Source organism: Pseudomonas sp. GD03858, from assembly GCF_029840925.1.
GTDB lineage: Bacteria > Pseudomonadota > Gammaproteobacteria > Pseudomonadales > Pseudomonadaceae > Aquipseudomonas.
In genome coordinates this window covers 25232-45416 of sequence record NZ_JAOCDM010000034.1, presented here as the reverse complement: position 1 = coordinate 45416, position 20185 = coordinate 25232, and the positions used below count along the sequence as shown (strand labels likewise).

General features: G+C 65.9%; 15 protein-coding genes. 3 read left to right on the top strand and 12 right to left on the bottom strand.

Features of this window, described 5'->3' with window-relative positions; all coding sequences use genetic code 11:
* Nucleotides 1–152 precede the first annotated feature (152 nt).
* From N5D48_RS11735 to N5D48_RS11700, 8 genes are all read right to left on the bottom strand, one after another.
* A complete protein-coding gene (locus N5D48_RS11735; protein ID WP_279884286.1) occupies nucleotides 153–3227 on the bottom strand; it encodes an error-prone DNA polymerase in 3075 nt (1024 codons plus the stop codon).
* A complete protein-coding gene (locus tag N5D48_RS11730) occupies nucleotides 3224–4642 on the bottom strand; it encodes a DNA polymerase Y family protein (RefSeq protein ID WP_279884284.1) in 1419 nt (472 codons plus the stop codon). Before N5D48_RS11730 ends, N5D48_RS11735 begins: the two co-directional genes overlap by 4 nt.
* Nucleotides 4643–4648: 6 nt before the next feature.
* Nucleotides 4649–5263, bottom strand: coding sequence for a translesion DNA synthesis-associated protein ImuA (gene imuA, locus N5D48_RS11725; protein WP_279884282.1), 615 nt, complete (start codon nucleotides 5261–5263; stop codon nucleotides 4649–4651).
* Complete coding sequence (gene lexA, locus N5D48_RS11720; RefSeq protein ID WP_279884280.1) at nucleotides 5263–5880, bottom strand: transcriptional repressor LexA; 618 nt, start codon at nucleotides 5878–5880, stop codon at nucleotides 5263–5265. Before lexA ends, imuA begins: the two co-directional genes overlap by 1 nt.
* A gap of 174 nt (nucleotides 5881–6054) precedes the next feature.
* Nucleotides 6055–7413, bottom strand: a complete 1359-nt coding sequence (locus tag N5D48_RS11715) for an outer membrane beta-barrel protein (protein ID WP_279884278.1) — start codon at nucleotides 7411–7413, stop codon at nucleotides 6055–6057.
* Between the two features lie 129 nt (nucleotides 7414–7542).
* Complete coding sequence (locus N5D48_RS11710) at nucleotides 7543–9309, bottom strand: FAD-dependent monooxygenase (RefSeq protein WP_279884276.1); 1767 nt, start codon at nucleotides 9307–9309, stop codon at nucleotides 7543–7545.
* Between the two features lie 144 nt (nucleotides 9310–9453).
* A complete protein-coding gene (locus N5D48_RS11705) occupies nucleotides 9454–10359 on the bottom strand; it encodes a VOC family protein (RefSeq protein ID WP_279884274.1) in 906 nt (301 codons plus the stop codon).
* A 73-nt stretch (nucleotides 10360–10432) separates the two neighbouring features.
* Nucleotides 10433–11266, bottom strand: coding sequence for a fumarylacetoacetate hydrolase family protein (locus N5D48_RS11700; RefSeq protein WP_279884272.1), 834 nt, complete (start codon nucleotides 11264–11266; stop codon nucleotides 10433–10435).
* 169 nt (nucleotides 11267–11435) lie between these two features.
* Here N5D48_RS11700 and N5D48_RS11695 point away from each other — a divergent pair, with 169 nt between their 5' ends.
* The gene (locus N5D48_RS11695; protein ID WP_279884271.1) at nucleotides 11436–12140 is read left to right on the top strand and encodes an FCD domain-containing protein; all 705 of its coding nucleotides are present in this window, start codon (nucleotides 11436–11438) and stop codon (nucleotides 12138–12140) included.
* 14 nt (nucleotides 12141–12154) lie between these two features.
* On the opposite strand, the gene N5D48_RS11690 is transcribed toward N5D48_RS11695, so the two are convergent.
* Nucleotides 12155–13579 (bottom strand): OprD family outer membrane porin, encoded by a 1425-nt coding sequence (locus tag N5D48_RS11690; RefSeq protein ID WP_279884269.1) that lies wholly within the window; start codon nucleotides 13577–13579, stop codon nucleotides 12155–12157.
* Nucleotides 13580–13774: 195 nt separating this feature from the next.
* Between N5D48_RS11690 and N5D48_RS11685 the strand changes: the two genes are divergently transcribed.
* A complete protein-coding gene (locus tag N5D48_RS11685) occupies nucleotides 13775–14428 on the top strand; it encodes an HAD-IA family hydrolase (protein ID WP_279884267.1) in 654 nt (217 codons plus the stop codon).
* A gap of 137 nt (nucleotides 14429–14565) precedes the next feature.
* Here N5D48_RS11685 and mqo read toward each other — a convergent pair whose 3' ends face one another.
* Nucleotides 14566–16140, bottom strand: coding sequence for a malate dehydrogenase (quinone) (mqo, locus tag N5D48_RS11680; protein WP_279884265.1), 1575 nt, complete (start codon nucleotides 16138–16140; stop codon nucleotides 14566–14568).
* A 278-nt stretch (nucleotides 16141–16418) separates the two neighbouring features.
* Between mqo and N5D48_RS11675 the strand changes: the two genes are divergently transcribed.
* Nucleotides 16419–18587 carry a TonB-dependent siderophore receptor gene (locus N5D48_RS11675; RefSeq protein ID WP_279884263.1) on the top strand — a complete coding sequence of 723 codons (2169 nt, stop codon included), beginning with the start codon at nucleotides 16419–16421 and terminating at the stop codon, nucleotides 18585–18587.
* A 39-nt stretch (nucleotides 18588–18626) separates the two neighbouring features.
* On the opposite strand, the gene N5D48_RS11670 is transcribed toward N5D48_RS11675, so the two are convergent.
* Both N5D48_RS11670 and N5D48_RS11665 read right to left on the bottom strand, forming a co-directional pair.
* Entirely contained in the window at nucleotides 18627–19379 is a 753-nt protein-coding gene (locus tag N5D48_RS11670; protein WP_279884261.1) for a helix-turn-helix transcriptional regulator, read from the bottom strand.
* On the bottom strand, nucleotides 19376–20176 hold the full coding sequence (locus tag N5D48_RS11665; protein WP_279884259.1) for an AraC family transcriptional regulator: 801 nt from the start codon (nucleotides 20174–20176) through the stop codon (nucleotides 19376–19378). Before N5D48_RS11665 ends, N5D48_RS11670 begins: the two co-directional genes overlap by 4 nt.
* Between the last annotated feature and the right edge of the window lie 9 nt (nucleotides 20177–20185).

Sequence of the window (20185 nt, the reverse complement as noted above, 5' to 3'; positions counted from 1 at the left end):
AACAAATGTAGGAGCGGCCTTGCGTCGCGATGCGCCGCGCGGGCGGCGCTCGATCTCACAGGCGCTGCAAAGGTCGCGGCAAGCACCTGGCGGCCCTCATACGGTCAATAGCCGTCACACCGTGGAGACTTGCCGGCAACCAGCGCCGCACCCTAGTGAAAATCCCGACTGCGCACATCCAGCCCCTGCAACAACGGGCTGAGATCTTCCAATCGCCGCGCAATCAGGTGTCGCACCCCGCTTTCCTGTTCCAGCCGCCCGCTCACCTTCAGCAGTCGCGACCCCACCAGTGCCCGCCGCTGGCGCTCGGCCAGATCCCGCCAGACCACCACGTTGACCATGCCGTGCTCGTCCTCGAGGGTGACGAACGTCACCCCGCTGGCCGTCCCGGGCCGCTGCCGGCCGACCACGATCCCGGCCACCGCGATGTTGTCGCCATGCTCGACATCCGTCAGCTCCCGCGAGCTGCGACAACCCAGTGCGCGCAAACGCGAACGCAGCAACCGCAATGGATGCGGGCCAAGGGTGGTGCCGAGCGAGACATAGTCAGCGAGCAGATCCTCACCCACGCTCGGTGCCGGCAACTCGACCGCCTGCTCGGGCTGCGGCTCGACCTGGGCGAACAGCGGCAACTGCGCTTGCACCGCCGCCACTTGCCAACGGGCCTGGTGCCGGTTACCGGCCAGCCCGCGCAACGCCCCGGCATCGGCCAGGCGGGCGCGGGCACGGGCATCGAGCCCAGCCCGCAGGCACAGGTCTTCGACATCGCGCCACGTTCGCTCGGTCCTGGCTTGGCGCAACCGCTCGGCATCCCCTTCGCTGAAGCCCCGAATCTGGCGCAAGCCCAGGCGAATGGCCAGCGCGCCCTCGCCCACGGGCTCCAACGTGCAGTCCCACTCGCTATGGAACACATCCACGGGGCGCACCTCGACGCCTTGGCGACGAGCTTCCTGCAACAACTGATCGGGACTGTAGAAGCCCATCGGCCAGCTGTTGACCAGGGCGCAGGTGAAAATGGCCGGCTCGTGGCACTTCAACCAACTGCTGGCATAGCACAGCAAGGCGAAACTGGCGGCATGGGACTCAGGAAAACCGTAACTGCCAAAGCCCTTGATCTGCTCGAAGATACGTTCAGCGAAAGCCCGCTCATAGCCGTTGCGCAGCATGCCGTCGATCAGCCGCTGGCGATGCGGCTCCAGACCACCATGACGCTTCCAGGCGGCCATGCTGCGGCGCAGCTGGTCGGCCTCGCCCGGACTGTAGTCGGCGGCGACCATCGCCAGCTCCATCACCTGCTCCTGAAACAGGGGGACGCCCAAGGTGCGCTGGAAGACCTCCTGCAATTTCTCCGAAGGATAGGTGACCGGCTCCTGCTTGAGCCTGCGGCGCAGAAACGGATGAACCATGTCGCCCTGAATCGGCCCGGGACGCACGATGGCCACCTCGATCACCAGGTCATAGAACTCGACGGGCTTGAGCCTGGGCAACATGGCCATCTGCGCCCGCGACTCGATCTGGAACACGCCCATGGTCTCGGCGCGACCGATCATGGCGTAGGTGGCCGCATCCTCCTTGGGCAGGGTCGCCAGGCTGTAGTGCCGGCCCCGGTGCCGGGCGATCAGGTCGAAGCAGCGGCGCAGCGCGCTGAGCATGCCCAGCGCGAGCACATCGACCTTGAGCAGGCCGACCATGTCCAGGTCGTCCTTGTCCCACTGGATCACCGTGCGTTCGGCCATTGCGGCGTTCTCGACCGGTACCAGCTGATCCAGGGGCTGCTCGGAAATGACGAAACCACCCGGATGCTGCGACAGGTGTCGAGGGAAGCCTATCAACTGCTCCGCCAGCACCAGGATGCGCCGCAGCGACGGACTCTGCGCGTCGAAACCGGCCTCGGCCAGCCGCCCGGCGTCAGGAACGCGGTCGTTCCAGCGCCCGCAACACTTGGCCAGGGCGTCCACCTGGTCGGCCGGCAAGCCGAGCACCCGCGCCACGTCGCGTACCGCGCCCGCGGCGTGGTAGCTGCTGACCACCGCGGTCAGCGCGGCGCGGTGCCGGCCATAGCGGCGAAACACGTACTGGATCACCTCTTCGCGACGGTCGTGCTCGAAGTCCACGTCGATATCCGGTGGCTCATTGCGCTCCCGGGACAGGAAGCGCTCGAACAGCAGGCGGTGCGTCATGGGATCGAGTTCGGTGATGCCGAGCACGAAGCACACCACCGAGTTGGCCGCCGAGCCCCGACCTTGGCAGAGGATGCGCTGGCCACGGGCGAAAGCGACGATATCGTGGACCGTGAGGAAGTAGCTTTCGTAGCCCAGTTCCTCGATCAGTGCCAGCTCCTTGTCCAGCACCGCGCGAACCTTGTCGCCGGCCCCCTGGGGCCAGCGCTCGGGCAGGCCGCGCTCGCACAGGGTACGCAGCCAGCTGGCCGGCGTGTGGCCCTCGGGCACCAGCTCGCGCGGATACTGGTACTTCAATTCGGCAAGGTCGAACGTGCAGCGTTCGGCGATCGCCAGGGTAGTTGTCAGCAACGCTTCGGGATACAGCTCGCGCAGCTGCTCCAGCGACCTCAGGTGGCGCTCGCCGTTGGCGAACAGGAACGGCCCGGCCTCGGCCACCGTGCAGCGCTCGCGGATGGCGGTCATGCAGTCCTGCAACGCACGGCGCCCGCGCGCATGCATGTGCACATCGCCACACGCCACCAGGGGAATCGCCAGGCGCCGGCCCAGCGCCTGCAGGCCGGCGAGGCGCGCGACGTCGTCGGCCCCCCGGTGCAGATGCGCCGCCAGCCACAGCCGCTCGCCGAAGGTCGCCCGCAATCGCTCGATGACATGCTCGTCCGGCTCTGCCACCCACAGCGCCAGCAAGCCCTGGTGATGGGCCTGGAGGTCTTCGACCAGCAATCGGTACTGTCCCTTCGGCGCCCGCCGTCGGGCGTGGGTGATCAGCGCGCACAGGTTCTGGTAGCCGGTGAGATCCTGCACCAGCAGGATCAGCTTCGGCCCCTGATGGACCCGGACCTCGCTACCGATGATCAGTCGCACCTGGTGCGTCTTGGCCGCCTGCCAGGCGCGGACGATGCCCGCCAGGGTGCATTCGTCGGTGATCGCCAGCGCCTGGTAGCCCTGCTCTCGGGCACGGCGGAACAGCTCATCGGCACTGGAGGCTCCGCGCTGGAAGCTGAAGTTCGACAGGCAGTGCAGCTCCGCGTAACCCTGGTGGTTCATGCGAACCAGCCTTGCAGCCACAGCGGCCCGGGAGCGGCCAGGTCTCGGAAGGCCCAGCCGCGCAGGCCATTGTGGGTTTCGATGCGGTAATAATCGCGCCGCACATCACCACCGTCCCACCACCCGGACTCGATACGCTCGGCCGGCCCCAGCAATTGCAGACCGGCCTCGGACAGGGGCTGGGGCTCGGGCAGCAACCACCCGGGGCGACTGCCGGGCGCCATCACCAGCCGCCCCGCCGCACCTTGCTCGGCCCCTTGCCAGGCGCATTCGGGGCGATGGTCCGACTCGGCCCGCACGCCCTTGACCGCCTCATCGCCGAGCCGGGCGCGCAAGCGCTCGCGCAGTTGCTCCCAAGGCTGGGCCTGTTGCCGGCGCGGATCGAACAACGTCTGGCGCTGAGGCACGAAAGGTGGCAGATCGGCGGCGACCAACCGCAAGTTGCGCACCGGCGCCGGGATGCGCAGTGGCTCCAGGCGCCCACGCGCCAGCTCGAACAGCAGCGTGGCGTCGCGCTCGGCCGCCAGCAGGCCAACCTGCAGCAGCGTGTCCTTGCCGTCGGCGTGCTCCAGGTGCAGCACGAAACGCTGCACCCCGCAGTCACGCCCGGCGAGGAAGGCCGCCAGGTCGTTGACCAGGCGCCGCAAGGGAAACAGCAACGCCTGGTGCGACTCGACATCGAAGTTCAATTCGAGCCGAGCCTCGAAGCGATCGGGCGGCTGGTAGAAGTCCAGCCCCAGCGTGCGCAGGCCAAGCAACTGGTCCAGATGCAGTTGCACCTGGGCACTGAAACGCCTGGCCAGCGCCTCGCGTGGCAAGGCCAGCACCTGTCCCAGCTGGCGCAGGCCCATGCGGGCAAAGGCCTCGACCGCCTCCGCCGGCAAGCCGGCACGTTCGACAGGCAGGCTCAGCAGCGTGCTGCGGGTCGCATCCGGGCAGGTCAGGGCCAGGCCGTCGTAGCCATTGGCAAGCACGCGCGCCGCCACCGGGTTGCTGGCCAGGACGATGCGCTGGCGCAGCCCCAGTTCCGCCAGTTCCTGGCGCAGGCGAGCCTCGAGCAACGGCCAGGACCCGAACAGTTGCAGGCTCGAGCCGACCTCCAGCAACAAGGCACGGGGGTAGTGCAGGCTGACCTGGGCGCTGAAGCGATAGGCCCAGGCGGCGAGCAGTTGTTGCAGTTGCTCGATGCGCGCCGGGTCGACTTCGACGCACGTGAACCCGTCGGCCAGGGCGCGGGCAGCGGTCAAGGTCTGCCCGGCGCGCAGGCCCAGCGCGCCGGCGGCATCGTTGACCGCCTGAAGCACGCGACGCGGGGCCGGCCCGCCGATCAGCGCCAGCGGCGTGTCAGGGTCGTCACGCTCGCGCAGCACGGTGTCCAGCGCCAGCTGTGGCAACAGGATGCAAGCCCAGAGCATGGCGCATCACCCTCGCCAGGCGATGGGCGTGACGGGCGGCAGGCCGCCACGGCACTTGAGCACGCGCCATTGCGCCGGGCGGCTGTCGAGGGCGATGCGCAGGGCGGCGGGTGACGGATTCAGCGCGGCCTGCTGTGGGCGGCAGGCGAACGCCAGGGCCGCGCCGGTTTCCGCGGCCACCTGCAAACGACGCAGCGCTCGGTCATCCGCGCGCTGCGGCCAACACAGCACCGCCGCGCAGCTGCCCGAACGCAGGCACTGCTCGGTCGCCCACAAGGCATCCTGAGCGTCAGCGTCGACCTGCACCAGCCAGCGCAGGTCGACCCCCGCGGCCTGCCAGGCCGGCGCATAGGGAACGAAGGGCGGCGCCACCAGCACCACCCGTTCGCCCGCCCCGGTCAGCCGGGCCAGCGTGGGCCAGAGCAGTTGCAGCTCGCCACAGCCAGGGCTGGCCAGCAGCAGCTCGCTCAGCGCCGCCACCGGCCAGCCGCCATCCGGCAGGCAGGCATCGAGCGCCGCATGGCCGCTGGGCTGCAGCCCCGACGGGCGTGCCTGTACCTGCCGCCCGCGCCAGACCTGGCGCTGGTCGAGCAGGCGCTCGAGCGCCACCACCGCGCCCATCAGTCACGCCTCAGCAGGCCGCAGAACACGCCCTCGATGAAGAACTCGCGCGCGGAGCTCACGTCGATGGGGGCATAGGCGGGGTTGCGCGGCAACAGGCGATAGCCGTCAGCGGTGCGCTGCAGGCGCTTGATGGTCACCTCGCCATCGAGCCGGGCGACGACGATCTGACCGTCACGGGCCTCGCCCTGCTGGCGGATGCCGACCAGGTCGCCATCGAAGATACCGTCGTCGATCATCGAGTCGCCGCGCACCTTGAGCAGGTAGTCGGGCGTGCGCCGGAACAGGCTGGGATCGAGCAGCAACTGCTCGTGGATATCCAGGTCGGGGCCGATCGGGGCGCCGGCGGCGACCTGGCCGAGCACTGGCACTTCGAGTATTTCCGGCCGGCGCAACGGCTCGGCCAGGCGGATGCCACGCGCCTGGTTGGGCGTGACGTCGATGAAGCCGGCCTGGCACAGGGCGGTGATGTGCTTGCGCGCCACGCTGCGCGAAGCGAAACCGAAGCGCTCGGCGATGTCGGCCAGCGACGGTGGCTGGCCCTGATCGGTGATGCGCTCGCGAATGAAATCGAGAATGGCGCGGCGTTTGGGGGATAGAGTGTCCATGGAGTACATTTGTACTCTTTTCGAAGCACACTGAACAGCCCCCTTCGTCGCGACAACACAAGAGCTACACCTGTCAGTACCGAAAACCTGCGCGCCCCAGCCCAGAAGATCCAGGACAAGTGCCCCTCTGTCGCCATGGGCATGGATGAAAGGGACATCGACTGAAAAGATTGGGTTGTCGGCTCAGAAATAGACCAGGGCTTCGACCAGGCCACTCAACTGGGTCCGGTCGCGGCCATTGCCATAGACACGGTCGTGCTCGACCGGCTCGAACCAGTCGTAACGCAGTTCGGGCCGGATGCTGACATGGCGTGTGACATCCCAACGAAAGCCGACCGTCACGGCATTGAAATCGCCGCGGCCGCTGGTGGTGGGGAACAGCACGAAAGCGTCACGGTCGCGGAAATGTTCGCCACGGGCGGAGAACGCCAAGTCCTTGCGGTACTGGTAGGTGACGACACCGTTCACCCCCCACCAGGACGCGCCAGCGAAACCAGGCCCGGTGACGATATCGACGGTACCGGCCTTGCCGTCGCCCGACTGGCGGCCATGGACCAGCTCACCGCCCATGGACCAGCGCGTGTCGAAGGCATGCCAGGCGTTGAGCGAGTGCTGCTGGCGCAGTTGCCCGTCAGCGGACACCAGGCGCGCGCTGGGCGCCTGCACGTCGTCCAGATCATGGTTCTCCTCGTTGCCGACCATGAACTCGTAGTCGACCCAGGTCTGCATGTCCGCCGTACGCCAGCGCACGGCGCCCAGCATCGACTTGCCGCCGTTGTTGTCACGCAGGTTGTTGCGCCCCTGCACGCCCCCCAGCTCCGCGCCGAGGATGCCACTGTCGCCGTTGAACAACCGGGTGCTGGCCAATACGCCAGCCACGGTGCTGGGCTCGGAGACGAATGCATAGGTCTTGCTGGCGAACGGGTTGCGCGCCTCGCGGATGTTCGGCGGGATCTCGTAGCCCAGGGCCGGGCCGAAGATTCCGGCGATCAGGCTCACGCCTGGGCCGTAGGGCAGGTACAGCGACGCGAACAGGTTGGGCGTGGCGAGGAATCGTTCCTTGTCGCGCCTGGCCCGCTCGGGGTCGTCATCACCGGGTGAGTTGGCCGGCCAGTGCATGTCCCAGCCAAAGGTGCGGGCGAACTGGGCATTGCGCCCATGCAAGGTTTCCACGCTGAAGCCAAAGGACACGTCCTCGGGCTTGGGCCCAGGTAACGGTGTGACCCTCGGCACCACGTTGGCCACCAGCGCCTTGTCGGCGAACAGGTGCACGGAGGCCAGTTCGAAGCCCTCGTCGGAAAAGCCGGTCAGCGGCAGGTTGCTCAAGCCGTCTTCGCGCTCGTCATGGCTGGAGCGGTTGTTGCGCGCGTAGCCGATGTCCAGCAGGCCGGAAATCCGGATGCCATGGTCACGTTCCAGTTCCGGGCCAAGCAGCCAGCGCGCCAACGCGCCCTCCCCCTTTTCCTCCACCTCGGCCCTTGCACTCAGGGTTACCAGCGCGAACAGGCTGGCGCTCGCGCAGAGCAGTACTTTCTTCGACATGGCTGCCTCTTGTTATTGTTTTCAGCAAAGTGGCGAGCCCCGTCCCGGGATACCCTTCGTGGGGGACACACGCTCGCGAGCCTGGCCGTTGCCGGCCAGACGGGAGGGGCTCATGGAACAGGAACAGACTCAGTGGCGGGCCAGCACAGCCCGCAACGCTTGCAACAGATCCGCCTCGGCGGTGGCCGATGCACTTTGCGCACGCCAGGCGACATGCTGGTCGGGACGCACCAGCACGCAGCCGTCCTCGCCGACCCAGCGCAGGCGCGCCCAGTCGCCGTAGCTGTCGGTGTACTCCAGCCCCAGGCCAATGCGGCGCACCGCCAGGTCGATGCCCAACTCCCGCGCGACCGACTCGGCGGCACGGCACCAGGCCTCGCCGCCATAGCCGGTAAGCAGGGTCATGCGCCCGTGGCCGCAGATATCCAGCGTCGACCGGGTTCGGCCAGTGTCATCATGCAGCCAGGCATGAGGCAGGTGCGCGCCCGGCCAGGTGGTGGGCTGGTAATACAGCTCCGGGTCACGGGTGTACGCCGGCGCCTCGCTGCCGTCGCCCAGCACGGCACAATTGGCGTAGCGCTGGCCCAGCTCCACGCCGTGGCAACTGAACTGGTAATGCTGCAACTGGATGGCCTGCTCCAGGGCGGCCCGACGCTCGCGCCCCGTCGGGCTGTCGACCTTCAATTCATTCAGGCTCGCCCAGCCGTCAGCCTCGCTCTGGCCGGGCTTGAAGCCCAAGGCATTGGCGATCGGCAGCATGTTGCACACGCTGGCCATGGCTCGGTCCACCACTTGGCGCCCCACCGGCTGGCGCTCCTGGCTGTAGCTGTCGAGCAGCCCCGGGCCTGCCTCGCCCTTGAGCGTCATGGCCAGCTTCCAGGCGAGGTTGTAGGCATCCTGCACCGAGGTATTGGTGCCCAGCCCGTTGGCCGGTGGGTGCCGGTGCACGGCATCGCCACAACAGAACACCCGGCCTTCAGCGTAGCGATCGGCGACGACATGGTTGATCTGCCATTTGCTGGTGGCCAAGACCTCCACCGGGATATCGGCATCGCCGATCACCCGCCGGGCGCGCTCGATCACCGCAGCCTCGCTCAAGTCCGGCTCCCCCTGTGCCGGGTCGTACATGTACAGCATCACCCACTCGTCCCACGGGCGCACGCAGATGAAAGTCCCGCTGCCTACCCAGTAGTCGTTGCCTGGCTGCACCATCCAGTACAAGACGCCCGGGCGACTCTCGCAGTACCGCCGCAGGTCAGCCCGCAGCCAGGCGTTGACCGCGCAGCCCAGGCCCGTCTCGCCCTGCAACGGGATGCCCAGCACCTCCATCACTCGGCTGCGAGCGCCATCGGCACCGATCATGTATTGCGCGCGCACGGTGAATTCGCGCCCGGTCCCGCGATCGAGCACCCGCGCGGTGACGCCATCGGCATCCTGGGTAAAGTCGAGCAGTTCGTTGTTGAAACGCATCTCGCTGCCAGCGCGCAGCGCCTCATTGGCCAGGATCGGTTCCATCAGGTGCTGGGGGATGTTGCACATGGCCGATGGGCTGGCCAGCTCATAGTCGGACTTGCGCTCGATGGCATTGCCCCAGGTCAGCAGACGCCCCAGCTCCTGCCCGCTGAAGCTGGTGGCCCAGACGTTATTGGCCATCAGCTCGTGAGGGCTGGCGGCGGCGACCACCTGAGGCTCGACGCCCGCATCACGAAAAACCTCCATGGTGCGCTGGTTGGTGATGTGCGCCCGCGGGCTGTTGGCGGTCCAGCGGTACTTGTTGATCAGCAGGTTGCCAATGCCGTAGCGCGACAGCAACAGCGAAGCCGTGAGGCCAGACGGACCACCTCCGACGATCAACACAGGAACCTCGATGACTTCGGAGGTGTTTGGCAATTTCATGGTTGTACTCCGCACTCTTGTTCTTGGAATCGGAATGCCCAGCGCTTGCCCTGGGATCGGCGGGCAAGCCGACCCCGCGCCAACGGTCCGAAGCCGTTGGCCAAAGCGCATGAAAAGGGGCGTCAGGGTGTTGCGGGCGAGTCGTCAGCCACCCGACTCGGTGTTCTGGATGAAGTAGTCGGGCACCGCGGGGCCCCAGAGGTACAGCGAACTCTGCGCCGGGAAGTCACCTGCCGGCCATTGGCTGCCAGCCTCGATGAAGTCCATTTCAGTGGAGTACTCGTTGAACGATCCCCAGGGATCGCGCACGTAGTGGAAGTAGTTGGAGCCCAGGCAATGCCGGCCGGTCCCCCATCCTTCGACATACCCGGCGGCGGCCATCTGCTGCGCACCGTTGCCTACTTCATCGATGCTCGACACCTCCCAGGCCGCATGGTGGAAACCCTTGGCACTGCTGTGGGCGAACGCCACCAGGTGGTGGTCGCAACCATGCGGGGCGTGGGTGAAGGCGATCAGATCCTGGGAGCGATCAGAGAGTTTCAGGCCGAGCGCTCGCTCGTAGAAACGCACGGCCCGCGAAACATCCGGGGAAAAGAACAGCACATGGGACAAGCGCCGTGGCCGCACCTGACGCACCGTGTCCCGGCTGCCCACGCCACGCAGGCCACGCTCGTGGTGAACGGGAGCCGGACGCTGGTCCGGCATGGTCTTGGGCCCGGCCTTGATCTGCAGCAGGTTGCCGTCGGGGTCGCGAAACCAGAAGCCATGACCGTCGCCTTGTTCGACGGTGACGCCGCTGCGCGCGACCTGCTCGCGCAAGGCCGCCAGGTCGGCATCAAAACAGTTGAAGGTGATCCAGGCCAGCGATTTGCCAAGGCCCGGCAACAGGCGAACCCAGCGATGGCCGTCAGCGGCGTGAATGTCCAGCTGCCCGTCGAGCTCACGTACATCCAGCCCGAAGTGCTCGAAAAAATGCCGTGCCTGCGCCAGCGAAGGCACATGCAACGCGTAGTGATCGATCGAATGCACGCCACGGGTCGTGATGTTCATGATCGGGTCCCTCGTCTTGTTGTTGTCGAAGCCTGCGCAAGAGGCTTCCCTGCTCGATTGTCGCGGTAACCGCTCAGGCCTCGTCGACGACCGGGTTGACCAGCGTGCCGATGCCCTCGATGGACACTTGCACCACATCGCCGGCCTTGAGGTAGACCTTGGGATTCATGCCGAACCCGACGCCGGCCGGCGTGCCACTGACGATCACGTCGCCGGCTTCCAGGGTCACGGCTTCGCTGAGGGTGGAAATGATGGTGGCCACGTCGAACAACATGTCTTGGGTATTGGCCGACTGCACCACCTTGCCGTTTACCCGTGTCTGCAGCAGCAGGCCCTTGCCACCGGCGGGCAATTCGTCAGCGGTGACCAGGTCGGGACCGAAGGCACCGGTGTCATCGAAGTTCTTGCCCACGGTCCACTGCGGCGACTTGAACTGGTAGTCGCGCACGGAGCCTTCGTTGAACAGCGCATAGCCGGCCACGCACTCCAGGGCCTTGTCCTTGGGGATATGCCGGCCACCGCGCTTGAGCACCACCGCCATCTCGCCTTCGTAGTCCAGCGTGTCGGAAACCCGCGGGCGTACCAGTGGCTTGTTGTGGGCGGTCAGGCTGCTGGCGAAACGTGGGAACAGGGTCGGGTAGTCCGGCTGCGCGTACGGCGACTCCTTGGTGTGGTCGGCATAGTTCAGGCCCACGCAAACGATCTTGCCCGGCTTGCGCAGCAACGGCAGGTAGTCCTGCTCGCCGACCTGCACCACCGGGCCACGAGCAGCTTGGCCATGGGTGGCCAGATCGACGCCACGCGCCAGCAGCGACTCCAGGGTTTCCTCGCCCAGCACCCTGACGCCTTCCGGGGTACGCACACCCAGCACGGCGAGGCCTTGATGATTGAAAGACAGATAACGCATGGATCGTGACCTCTTCTTGTGTTGTTCGGCCACCGCCCGGCTGGACGGCATGAGGCAAAGCTAAGCCCGAATAAATATATCGTCAACAAAAAAATATATTTTATTTGGAATTTCTACAAAGTCCTCGCCTGTGTATGATTTCCCCATGCCACACCCAAGGGATACCGCCATGAACCAAGCAGAACCCTGGACGCAGAGCGCCACCGGCGCCGACAAGCGCACCATGGCCTCCCTGCTCGAGACCCGGGTCCGTCAGGACATCATCAATGGGCGCCTGCTGCCCGGCAGCAAGCTGCGCCTGAAGGAGCTCGCCGAGTCCTACGATGCCGGAGTGATCCCGCTGCGCGAGGCGCTGTCACGCTTGGCCGCCACCGGCTTCGTGGTCGCCACCGAACAGAAAGGCTTCAGTGTCGGTCGCATCTCCGCCGACGAAATCCGCGACATCACCCGTACCCGGCTGCTGATCGAGTGCCAGGCACTTCGGCTGTCGATCACCCAAGGCGACCTGGAATGGGAAAGCCGACTGATCGCCGCTCACCATCGGCTGGACCGCCTGCCGGTGGTGGAAGGCCCTGAGAGGATGCTGCGCCCGGATTGGGAACAGGCCCATGAGGTGTTCCATGCGGCGCTGTTGTCGGCCTGCGACTCGCACTGGCTGATGCGCTTTTGCGGGATGCTGCGGGACCAGACCGCGCGCTACCGGCAACTGTCGCTGCTCTATGCCGGCGGCCTCGACCGCGATGTGCCAGGCGAGCACCGCGCGTTGCTGGAAGCGGCTCTGGCCCGAGATGTGGATCAAGCCTGCGCACTGCTCACCGAGCATTACGAGACCACCACGCGCAATGTGCTCAAGCACGAACGGCTGGGCGGCTGACAGGCGCCCAGCCCTCAGAACAGGCTGAGCGGATAGTCGACGATCAGACGGTACTCGTCCGCGCTGGAGTTGCCGCGGGTATTGCCTGGCGCGGTATAGCCATCGCCCTCGCGGTGGGTCGCCCAGCGCAGGGTCAGCGACAGGTCCTTCGCCGGCCCCGTCGGGACCTGATACTTGAGGGCGAGGTCGCGCTCCCAGTGCTTGGCATGCTTGCCATCGGGGTTGTAGATGTAGCCATAGCCGATGCTGCTGGGGTCGACGCGGGTCAGGTCCGCCTCGCCCCGCGTGTAGCCGGCGGTGAACTGCAACGAGGGCAGCCCCAGCGCGGCCAGGTTCGTCTCGTACTGCAAACGCCAGGACTTCTCGCCAGGGCCGTTGAAGTCGGCGAACTGCTGGGAGTTGCTCAGGTAGAGGAAGATCCGATCGTTCTGCGTGATGTAGTCGAAAGGCGTCCTGCCATCGACCTTCTGCAGCCCCAGGGTAAGGGTCTGGCCATGGGCCGTGGCGCTGATGCCGGCGCTGTAGGTGTCGTTGTCGATGTTACCCAGTTGGCTGCGGCCCTGGTCGCGGGTCTTGTAATAGTGCACATAAGGCTTGAGCAGCAGCGCGTCACCGATTTGAAAGGCTTCGGAGAACCCCAGGTAGTACTGGTTCCACATGTCCTCGAGCTGGCCGCCGTAGACCGTCAGTTGCAGCCCTTGCGGTCGTCCGTAGACAGCACCCAGCCAAGCGATATGGGGACTTTCGCGGTCCGCGGCCAGGCCTGCGTGGTTGCGCGCGCCATAGGCCGTGACCAGGTGGGAATGGCCGCTCTGGTTGCGCAGGCGAGTCGATTCCACGAATCCGGCGTCCAGCCACAGGTCGTCGATGCCGTGGTTCTTCAGCGTCACGCCGCGATAGGCCTGCGGAAACAGACGGCTGGTGCCGCTGGCCACGATCGGGTTCTCGAGCAACTGGTCGCCGGCCTTCACCAGGGTATCGCGGTACCTGAACTTGAGCGCGGCGCCGGCACTGGCAAAGTCGTCATCGGGCCTGAGCGCGGAGTCCAGCGGCAACAGGCCCGCGCCACCACTGCCGCCGCCGCCATCGAGCCTGAGCCCGAGAAAGGCATGGGCATCCACGCCCATCCCGATCGGCGTATCGGTAAACCCGGAGCGGAACGAAAAGAGAAAGCCCTGGGCCCATTCGGTCGGGTCACGACTCACCAGGTCGGAATGGTTGTCGCGCTGGAAGTAATAGTTGCGCACCAGGGCATCCAGGCGCGAACCTTCGATCAAGCCGGGCGGGATCCGCAGTTCGACGGCCTGTCGCTCGTTGACCCCGGTGAAGATGTTGTCCTGCTGCCCCTGCGCGTTGTCGGCGTGCGCGGGCGAAGCCAGAACCAGGCCAATGCCCAAGGGAGCAAGCAACAGGTACCTGTGCGCGTGACGGGTAGTCATCCAGGATGGCCTCCGTTCATCCACATGAGTGCGTGCAAACCGCTGGGGAAAACAGTAGCTGACTACGCCTTGCACGGCAGGTCGATTCGACGCCTCACAGCGTTCTATTTCGTGAACACTGGGAAACAGCGATTGTGCAAAGCCTCCCCTGATGAAAAAATCCGTCACTCTGCTCCAATGACGCCAGGATGCCCGATGCTGACCGCCTTGCTGTTCGACCTCGATGGAACGCTCACCGATACCGATACCCTGCACCTGCAAGCCTTTCGCCAGCTGCTGCGCGAACACGATGGCCGCGAACTGACCCAGGCGCAGTTCGACACGCAGGTCAGTGGTCGCTCCAACGGCTTGCTGTTCGCCGATCTGTTCCCCAAGGCCGACGCGGCGCAGCGCCAGGCCCTGGCCGAACAAAAGGAAGCGCTGTTTCGCCAGCTGTCCCCGACCCTGTCGCCCTTGCCTGGCCTGCTCCGCCTGCTGGCCCACGCCGAGCGTCATGCCATCGGCATGTGCGTGGTGACCAATGCGCCGCGCCTGAACGCCGAGCACATGCTCGCGGCCATGGGCCTGGGCAAGCGCTTCGCGCATGTGCTGGTCGCCGACGAGCTGGAACGCCCCAAGCCCGACCCACTGCCCTACCTCACCGGCCTGCAACGCCTGGGCGCTCGCGCCGAGCAGGCACTGGCCTTCGAAGACTCGCTACCGGGCGTCAAGGCGGCCGTGGACGCCGGGATCTTCACCGTGGGGCTGGCGACCACGCAGCCGCCGCAGCGATTGCGGGAGGCAGGAGCAGGACTGGTGATCGAGGACTATGACGATCCGCGCCTGTGGGCGCTGATCGAGCGCATGTGAACTTCATCGAGGCGGACCAGCCCGCCCTCTTGGAACCTCATGCAACTTATTGATTCAGCAGGGACCTGGACTGCCCTCAAAAGGTTGGATTGGGGTCCGACTTCTTGGGGGCAGTCCATCCTGTGGGAGCGGACCGTTCAGGGGGCGGCGACCTCGCTGGGCGTTGCCAGTTGCAGGATCTCGCTGGTGTAAGCCCACTCTTCCTGGACCTTGTCCGGATGCTCGTTCAGGCGAATGCCATAGGACGGAATGATCTGCTTGATCTTCGCCTGCCACTCGGGCGTGGCCACCTTGTCCTTGAACACCTTGTTCAACAGGTCGAGCATGATCGGCGGCGCGGTCGAAGCGCCTGGCGACGCGCCCAGCAAACCGGCGATGCTGCCGTCCTTGGAGGTCACCACCTCGGTGCCCAGCTTCAGCACGCCGCCCAGGTTGTCGTCCTTCTTGATGATCTGCACCCGCTGCCCGGCCTGCCACAGGCGCCAGTCTTCCTTCTTCGCCTCAGGGAAGTACGTCTGCAGCGCCGCGAAACGGTCGTCGTCGGACTGCATCAACTGGCCGATCAGGTACTGCACCAGGTCGAACTCGCGCACACCCACCCGCACCATGGGCCAGGTGTTGTGCAGCGACATGCTGGCGAACAGGTCGAGCAGCGAACCTTCCTTGAGGAACTTGGTGGAGAACGTCGCGAAAGGCCCGAACAGGATCATGCGCTTGCCATCGAGCACCCTGGTATCCAGGTGCGGCACCGACATCGGCGGCGCGCCGGTGGCGGCGATGCCATACGCCTTGGCCATGTGGCGCCGGGCGATGGCCGGGTTGTCGGTGACCAGGAACGAACCGCCCACCGGGAAACCGGCATAGTCCTTGGCCTCGTCGATGCCGGACTTCTGCAGCAACGGCAGCGCGGCACCGCCTGCACCGATGAACAGGAACTTGGCATCGGTGGCGGACGTGCTGCCATCCTTGAGGCTCTTGTACTCGACGTGCCAGCTGCCGTCGTCGTTGCGGGTGATGTTCTGCACTTCACTGGACAACTTGAGGTCGAAGTTGGGCCGCGTCTGCAGGTAGCCCACGTACTGACGGGTAATCTCGCCGAAGTTGACGTCGGTGCCAATCGGCGTCCAGGTAACCGCGAGCTTCTGGTTGGGGTCACGCCCTTCCATCATCAGCGGCACCCACTTGGCGATCTGCGCGTGGTCCTCGGAGTACTGCATGGGCTTGAACAGCGGGCTGGCCTGCAGCGCTTCGTAGCGTTTCCTGAGGAAGCGGATATTGTCGTCGCCCCAGACAAAGCTCATGTGCGGTGTCGTGTTGATGAACGAGCGCGGATCCTTCAGCACGCCCTGCCTGACCTGCCAGGCGAGGAACTGGCGAGTGATCTGGAACGACTCGTTGATCTCCACCGCCTTGCTGATGTCGATCTTGCCGTCCTTCTCCGGCGTGTAGTTGAGCTCGGCCAACGCCGAGTGGCCGGTGCCCGCGTTGTTCCAGCCGTTGGAACTCTCCTCGGCCACCTTGTCCAGGCGCTCGACCATTTCCATCGACCAGCCCGGCTCCAGCTCGTTGAGCCAGACCGCCAGCGTGGAACTCATGATGCCGCCCCCCACCAGCAACACATCGACGCGCTTGCTGTCCGCGGCATGGGCGTGCAGCCCCAGGGCCAGGGTGAGGGCCGCCACCGCCCATCTAGGCTTGTTCTTGATGTTCATGTGCTCTCCCGTATTCGACATTCCGTGCGCCTGCGGGATCAAGCTTAGCCGACTGAATTGCTCGGGCATCGCTGCAGCGATTTTTCTTGCTTTCACTCAGGCCACCTTGCCTACGTCCGCTAATTTGCCGTCACAGCCGAAGCAAGGACACCCTATCGGATTGATTTTGTGAGAATTGCGTCAAATAGATATCCGATTGGGCTTTTTATGACTCGATATTTCTGACAATCTTATTGCTAATTATTCTCATAAACGCTAGCAACAAGGATAAGTCAGGCATGTCACCGCTCGCTGCGCGCCGCCGCTTCACGCCCCGGAAAAACCTCTTGGCAATGGCCATCTGCATGGCTCCCCTCGCCCCCGTCGTGGCCGCCGAACCCTCGCCGAGCGAGGCCCCGGCGGTGCTCGAACTGGGAGCCACGGCCATCAACGACAGCAGCCTGGGCAGCACCACCGAAGGCTCGCAGTCCTACACCACCGGCACCATGTCGACCGCCACCAAACTGCCCTTGAGCATGCGCGAAACGCCGCAGGCGGTAACCGTGATCACCCGCCAGCGCATGGACGATCAGGGCATGACCAGCATCAACGACGTGGCCAGGTACACCCCCGGCCTGTTCCTCAACCAGTCCAGCGGGCCAGGCCGGCAGTCCTACACCGCCCGTGGCTTCGACGTCGACAACATCATGTACGACGGCATCCCCAGCGCGTACACCGGCTGGGTGGTCGGTGCCCAGCCGAACCTGGCGATGTTCGACCGGGTCGAAGTGGTGCGCGGCTCCACCGGCCTGGTGACCGGCGCCGGCACGCCGTCGGCGGCGATCAACCTGGTACGCAAGCGACCACTGGCCGAGCAGAAGGTCACCCTCACCGGTGCCGCCGGCAGCTGGGACAACTACCGCGGCGAGCTCGACGCCTCCAGCCCGCTCAACGACAGCGGCACCCTGCGCGGCCGGGTGGTAACGTCGTACCGCGATGCCAACAGCTTCCGCGATGGCCAGGAAGAAGACCATGGCCTGTTCTACGCCATCACCGAGGCCGACCTGGGCGAGGACACCACCCTTACCCTCGGCTTCTCCCACCAGAAGGACAAGACCAATTTCTTCTGGGGCGCGATTCCCACCGACATCAATGGCCATCGGCTGGACGTGTCGCGCTCGTACAACCCGGCCACCGACTGGGAGTCCAAGGACCAGGAAATCAACACCCTGTTCGCCGAACTGCGCCAGCGCCTGGCCAACGACTGGAAACTGCAGGTCAACGCCACCTACAGCGAGCAGAACGCGCTGTTCCGCGGCTCCTACCAGTCGCGCTGGAATGCCGCCAAGACCTTGAGCCGCACGGTGTACCAGGCGACCTACGACGAAAACCAGCTGGGGCTGGATACCTTCGCCAGTGGCCCGTTCGAGGCCTTCGGCCGTACCCACGAACTGGTGCTCGGCGCCAGCAAGCGCCTCTACGACATGAACGAGCACAATTACAGCCCCTACGACACCGACTACCCGCTCGACGGCGGCAAGCCGAACTTCCTGCACACCGGCAACAACCGCTACGTCATCGACCAGGATGGCGTCTACGCCACCACCCGCCTGAGCCTGGCCGACCCGCTCAAGCTGATCCTCGGCGGGCGACTGGACTGGTACGACTACGACCAGCGCGACAACGACGCTGGTGACTACAAGGTGACTCGCAAGGTCACCCGCTACGGTGGCCTGATCTACGAACTGGACGAGCACCACTCGGTCTACGCCAGCTACACCGACATCTTCACCCCGCAGAGCGGCCGAGATACCTCCGGCAAGCCGGTCACTCCGATCGTCGGCAAGAACTACGAGGTCGGCATCAAGGGCGAGTACTTCGACGGTGCGCTCAATGCCAGCCTGGCCGTGTTCCGCATCGACCAGGAAAACCGCCAGGTCGAGGTGGGCGTGGCGAACTGCCCGCAGATGACCTGCTACGCCGCCTCCGGCGAAGTGCGCAGCCAGGGCATCGACTTCGAGCTGCAGGGCGCGCTGAGCGAACAGTGGCAGATCGGCGCCGGCTACACCTATGCCCGGGTCCACACGGTCAAGGACGAGAAGAACCCGGCCAGTGTCAACAAGCCGCTCAACTCCGATACGCCCGAACACCAGTTCAAGCTGTTCACCACCTACCGCTTCCAGGGTCCGCTGGAAAAACTGCGGGTCGGCGGCGGCGTTACCTGGCAGAGCCGCATGTACAACGACATCGCCCTGAGTGACGGCAACTATCGCCTGGTCCAGGGGGCCTATGCCGTCACCGACCTGATGGCCGGCTACCAGGTCAACCAGCACCTGGACCTGCAACTGAACGCCAACAACGTGTTCGACAAGCACTACTACTCGTCGATCTCCGATTCGGTGGACTATGGCGGCGACACCTTCGGCGATCCGCGCAACTTCATGCTCACCGCCAAGTACAGCTTCTGACCCCGGCCGGCGCACGGACGCGCCCCCCATCTCGCGCACCTACCAGCGCTCGACCACCCTGCCGAAATACACCGACGGCGAGACCCCAAGCGTGCGCCGGAACATCGCGCTGAACGCACTGGGGCTGTCGTAGCCCAGATCCAGTGCCACCTCCAGCACCGACTGCCCCGCGGCCAGGGCATCGAGACTGGCCAACAGGCGCATGCGCCGCAGCCACTGCACCAGGCTCAAGCCGGTCTCGCGCTGGAACGCGCGGGTCAGGGTGCGAGGGTTCAAGCCACTGCGGGCCGCCGCGCGGGCCAGGCTCCAGTCCTCGGCCGGCGCCTGGCGCAGGGCCTCGCACAGGCGCTGAAGGTGCGCCGAATGCGGGCTGGGGACATGCAGGGCGAACACCGGCAAGACACGGATTTCATCGAGGATCAGTTGCATGATCCGCGCCTCGCGCCCCTCGGGCGGGTGATCGGGGGCGATGTCCATGGCGCGGATGATCAGCTCGCGCAGCAGCGGCGAAATCTCGATCACCTGGCACTGCAGCGGCAGGTCCGGGCGCGCGCCGGGGTCGACGAACAGGGTACGCATGCGCACCACGCCGGCCATGCGCAGCTCGTGCTCGGTCGCCGCCGGCACCCAGACGCCACGCCCCGGCGGCACCACCCAGCTGCCCTCGCGGGCATTGACCGTGACCACGCCGCTGATGGCGTGAATCAACTGCGCCCGGTCATGGCAATGGGGGGCGATGTGCTCGCCATGGCGGTAGTTCTCGGCGAGCGGAAGAATGCTCGGCCGGGTCATGGGCGTGACATTGGCAAAGCGCTGCGGTAATGCCCCGGAGTTGCCGCCAGGTGCCGCTTGAACGCCCGCTGCAGGTGCGCCTGGTCGGCGAACCCTGACTCGAGCGCCACCTCGGCGATCGGTCGCCCCTGACGCAACTGCGCGCGGGCATGCTGAACCCGCTGGTCGAGCAGGTAGCTATGTGGCGTCAGGCCGAAGCGCTTGCCGAACGCGCGCGTCAGGTAGGCCTGCGACAGCCCGCTCGCGGCGCAGATGTCGTCCAGTGTCAGCGGATCGAGGCGATGCGCGCGGATGAACGCCGCCGCCATGTCCAGGCGCGCGTGCGCCACCACGTCGGTTTTTGCCATTGGCTCCAGGTGCGCGGGCAGCGCCTCGAAGAAGGCTGCCAGGCACGCCTGTTTGTCGAGTGCCGTGACCTGGGCGTCGAACAGGCAGGCGAACACCGCCAGCAGGCGCCCATACAAGGACGCGCAAGTGCTCAGGGTCGCGTCAGGCACGGCAACGCCACGCGCATGCAACCAGGGCATGTCGACGTACAGCATCAGGTACGACCAGCTCTGCCCGTCGATCGGGTTGCAGCTGTGCACGCCCCCCGGCCTCATCAACACCGTGGTCCCCGCCGCCACTTCATGGCGGGCGTCCCCGGTGAAGTAGGTGCTGCGCCCACCGGTGATCACACCGATGGAAAAGCTCTCATGGGAATGGGCGGCGTAGCGCACCTGGCGTCCGTCGCCCACGCGCCGGGCCTCGACGAAGGGCAACGCCGGATCGCGCCAGAACCGCGAAACCTCGATCATCGCCCTGCC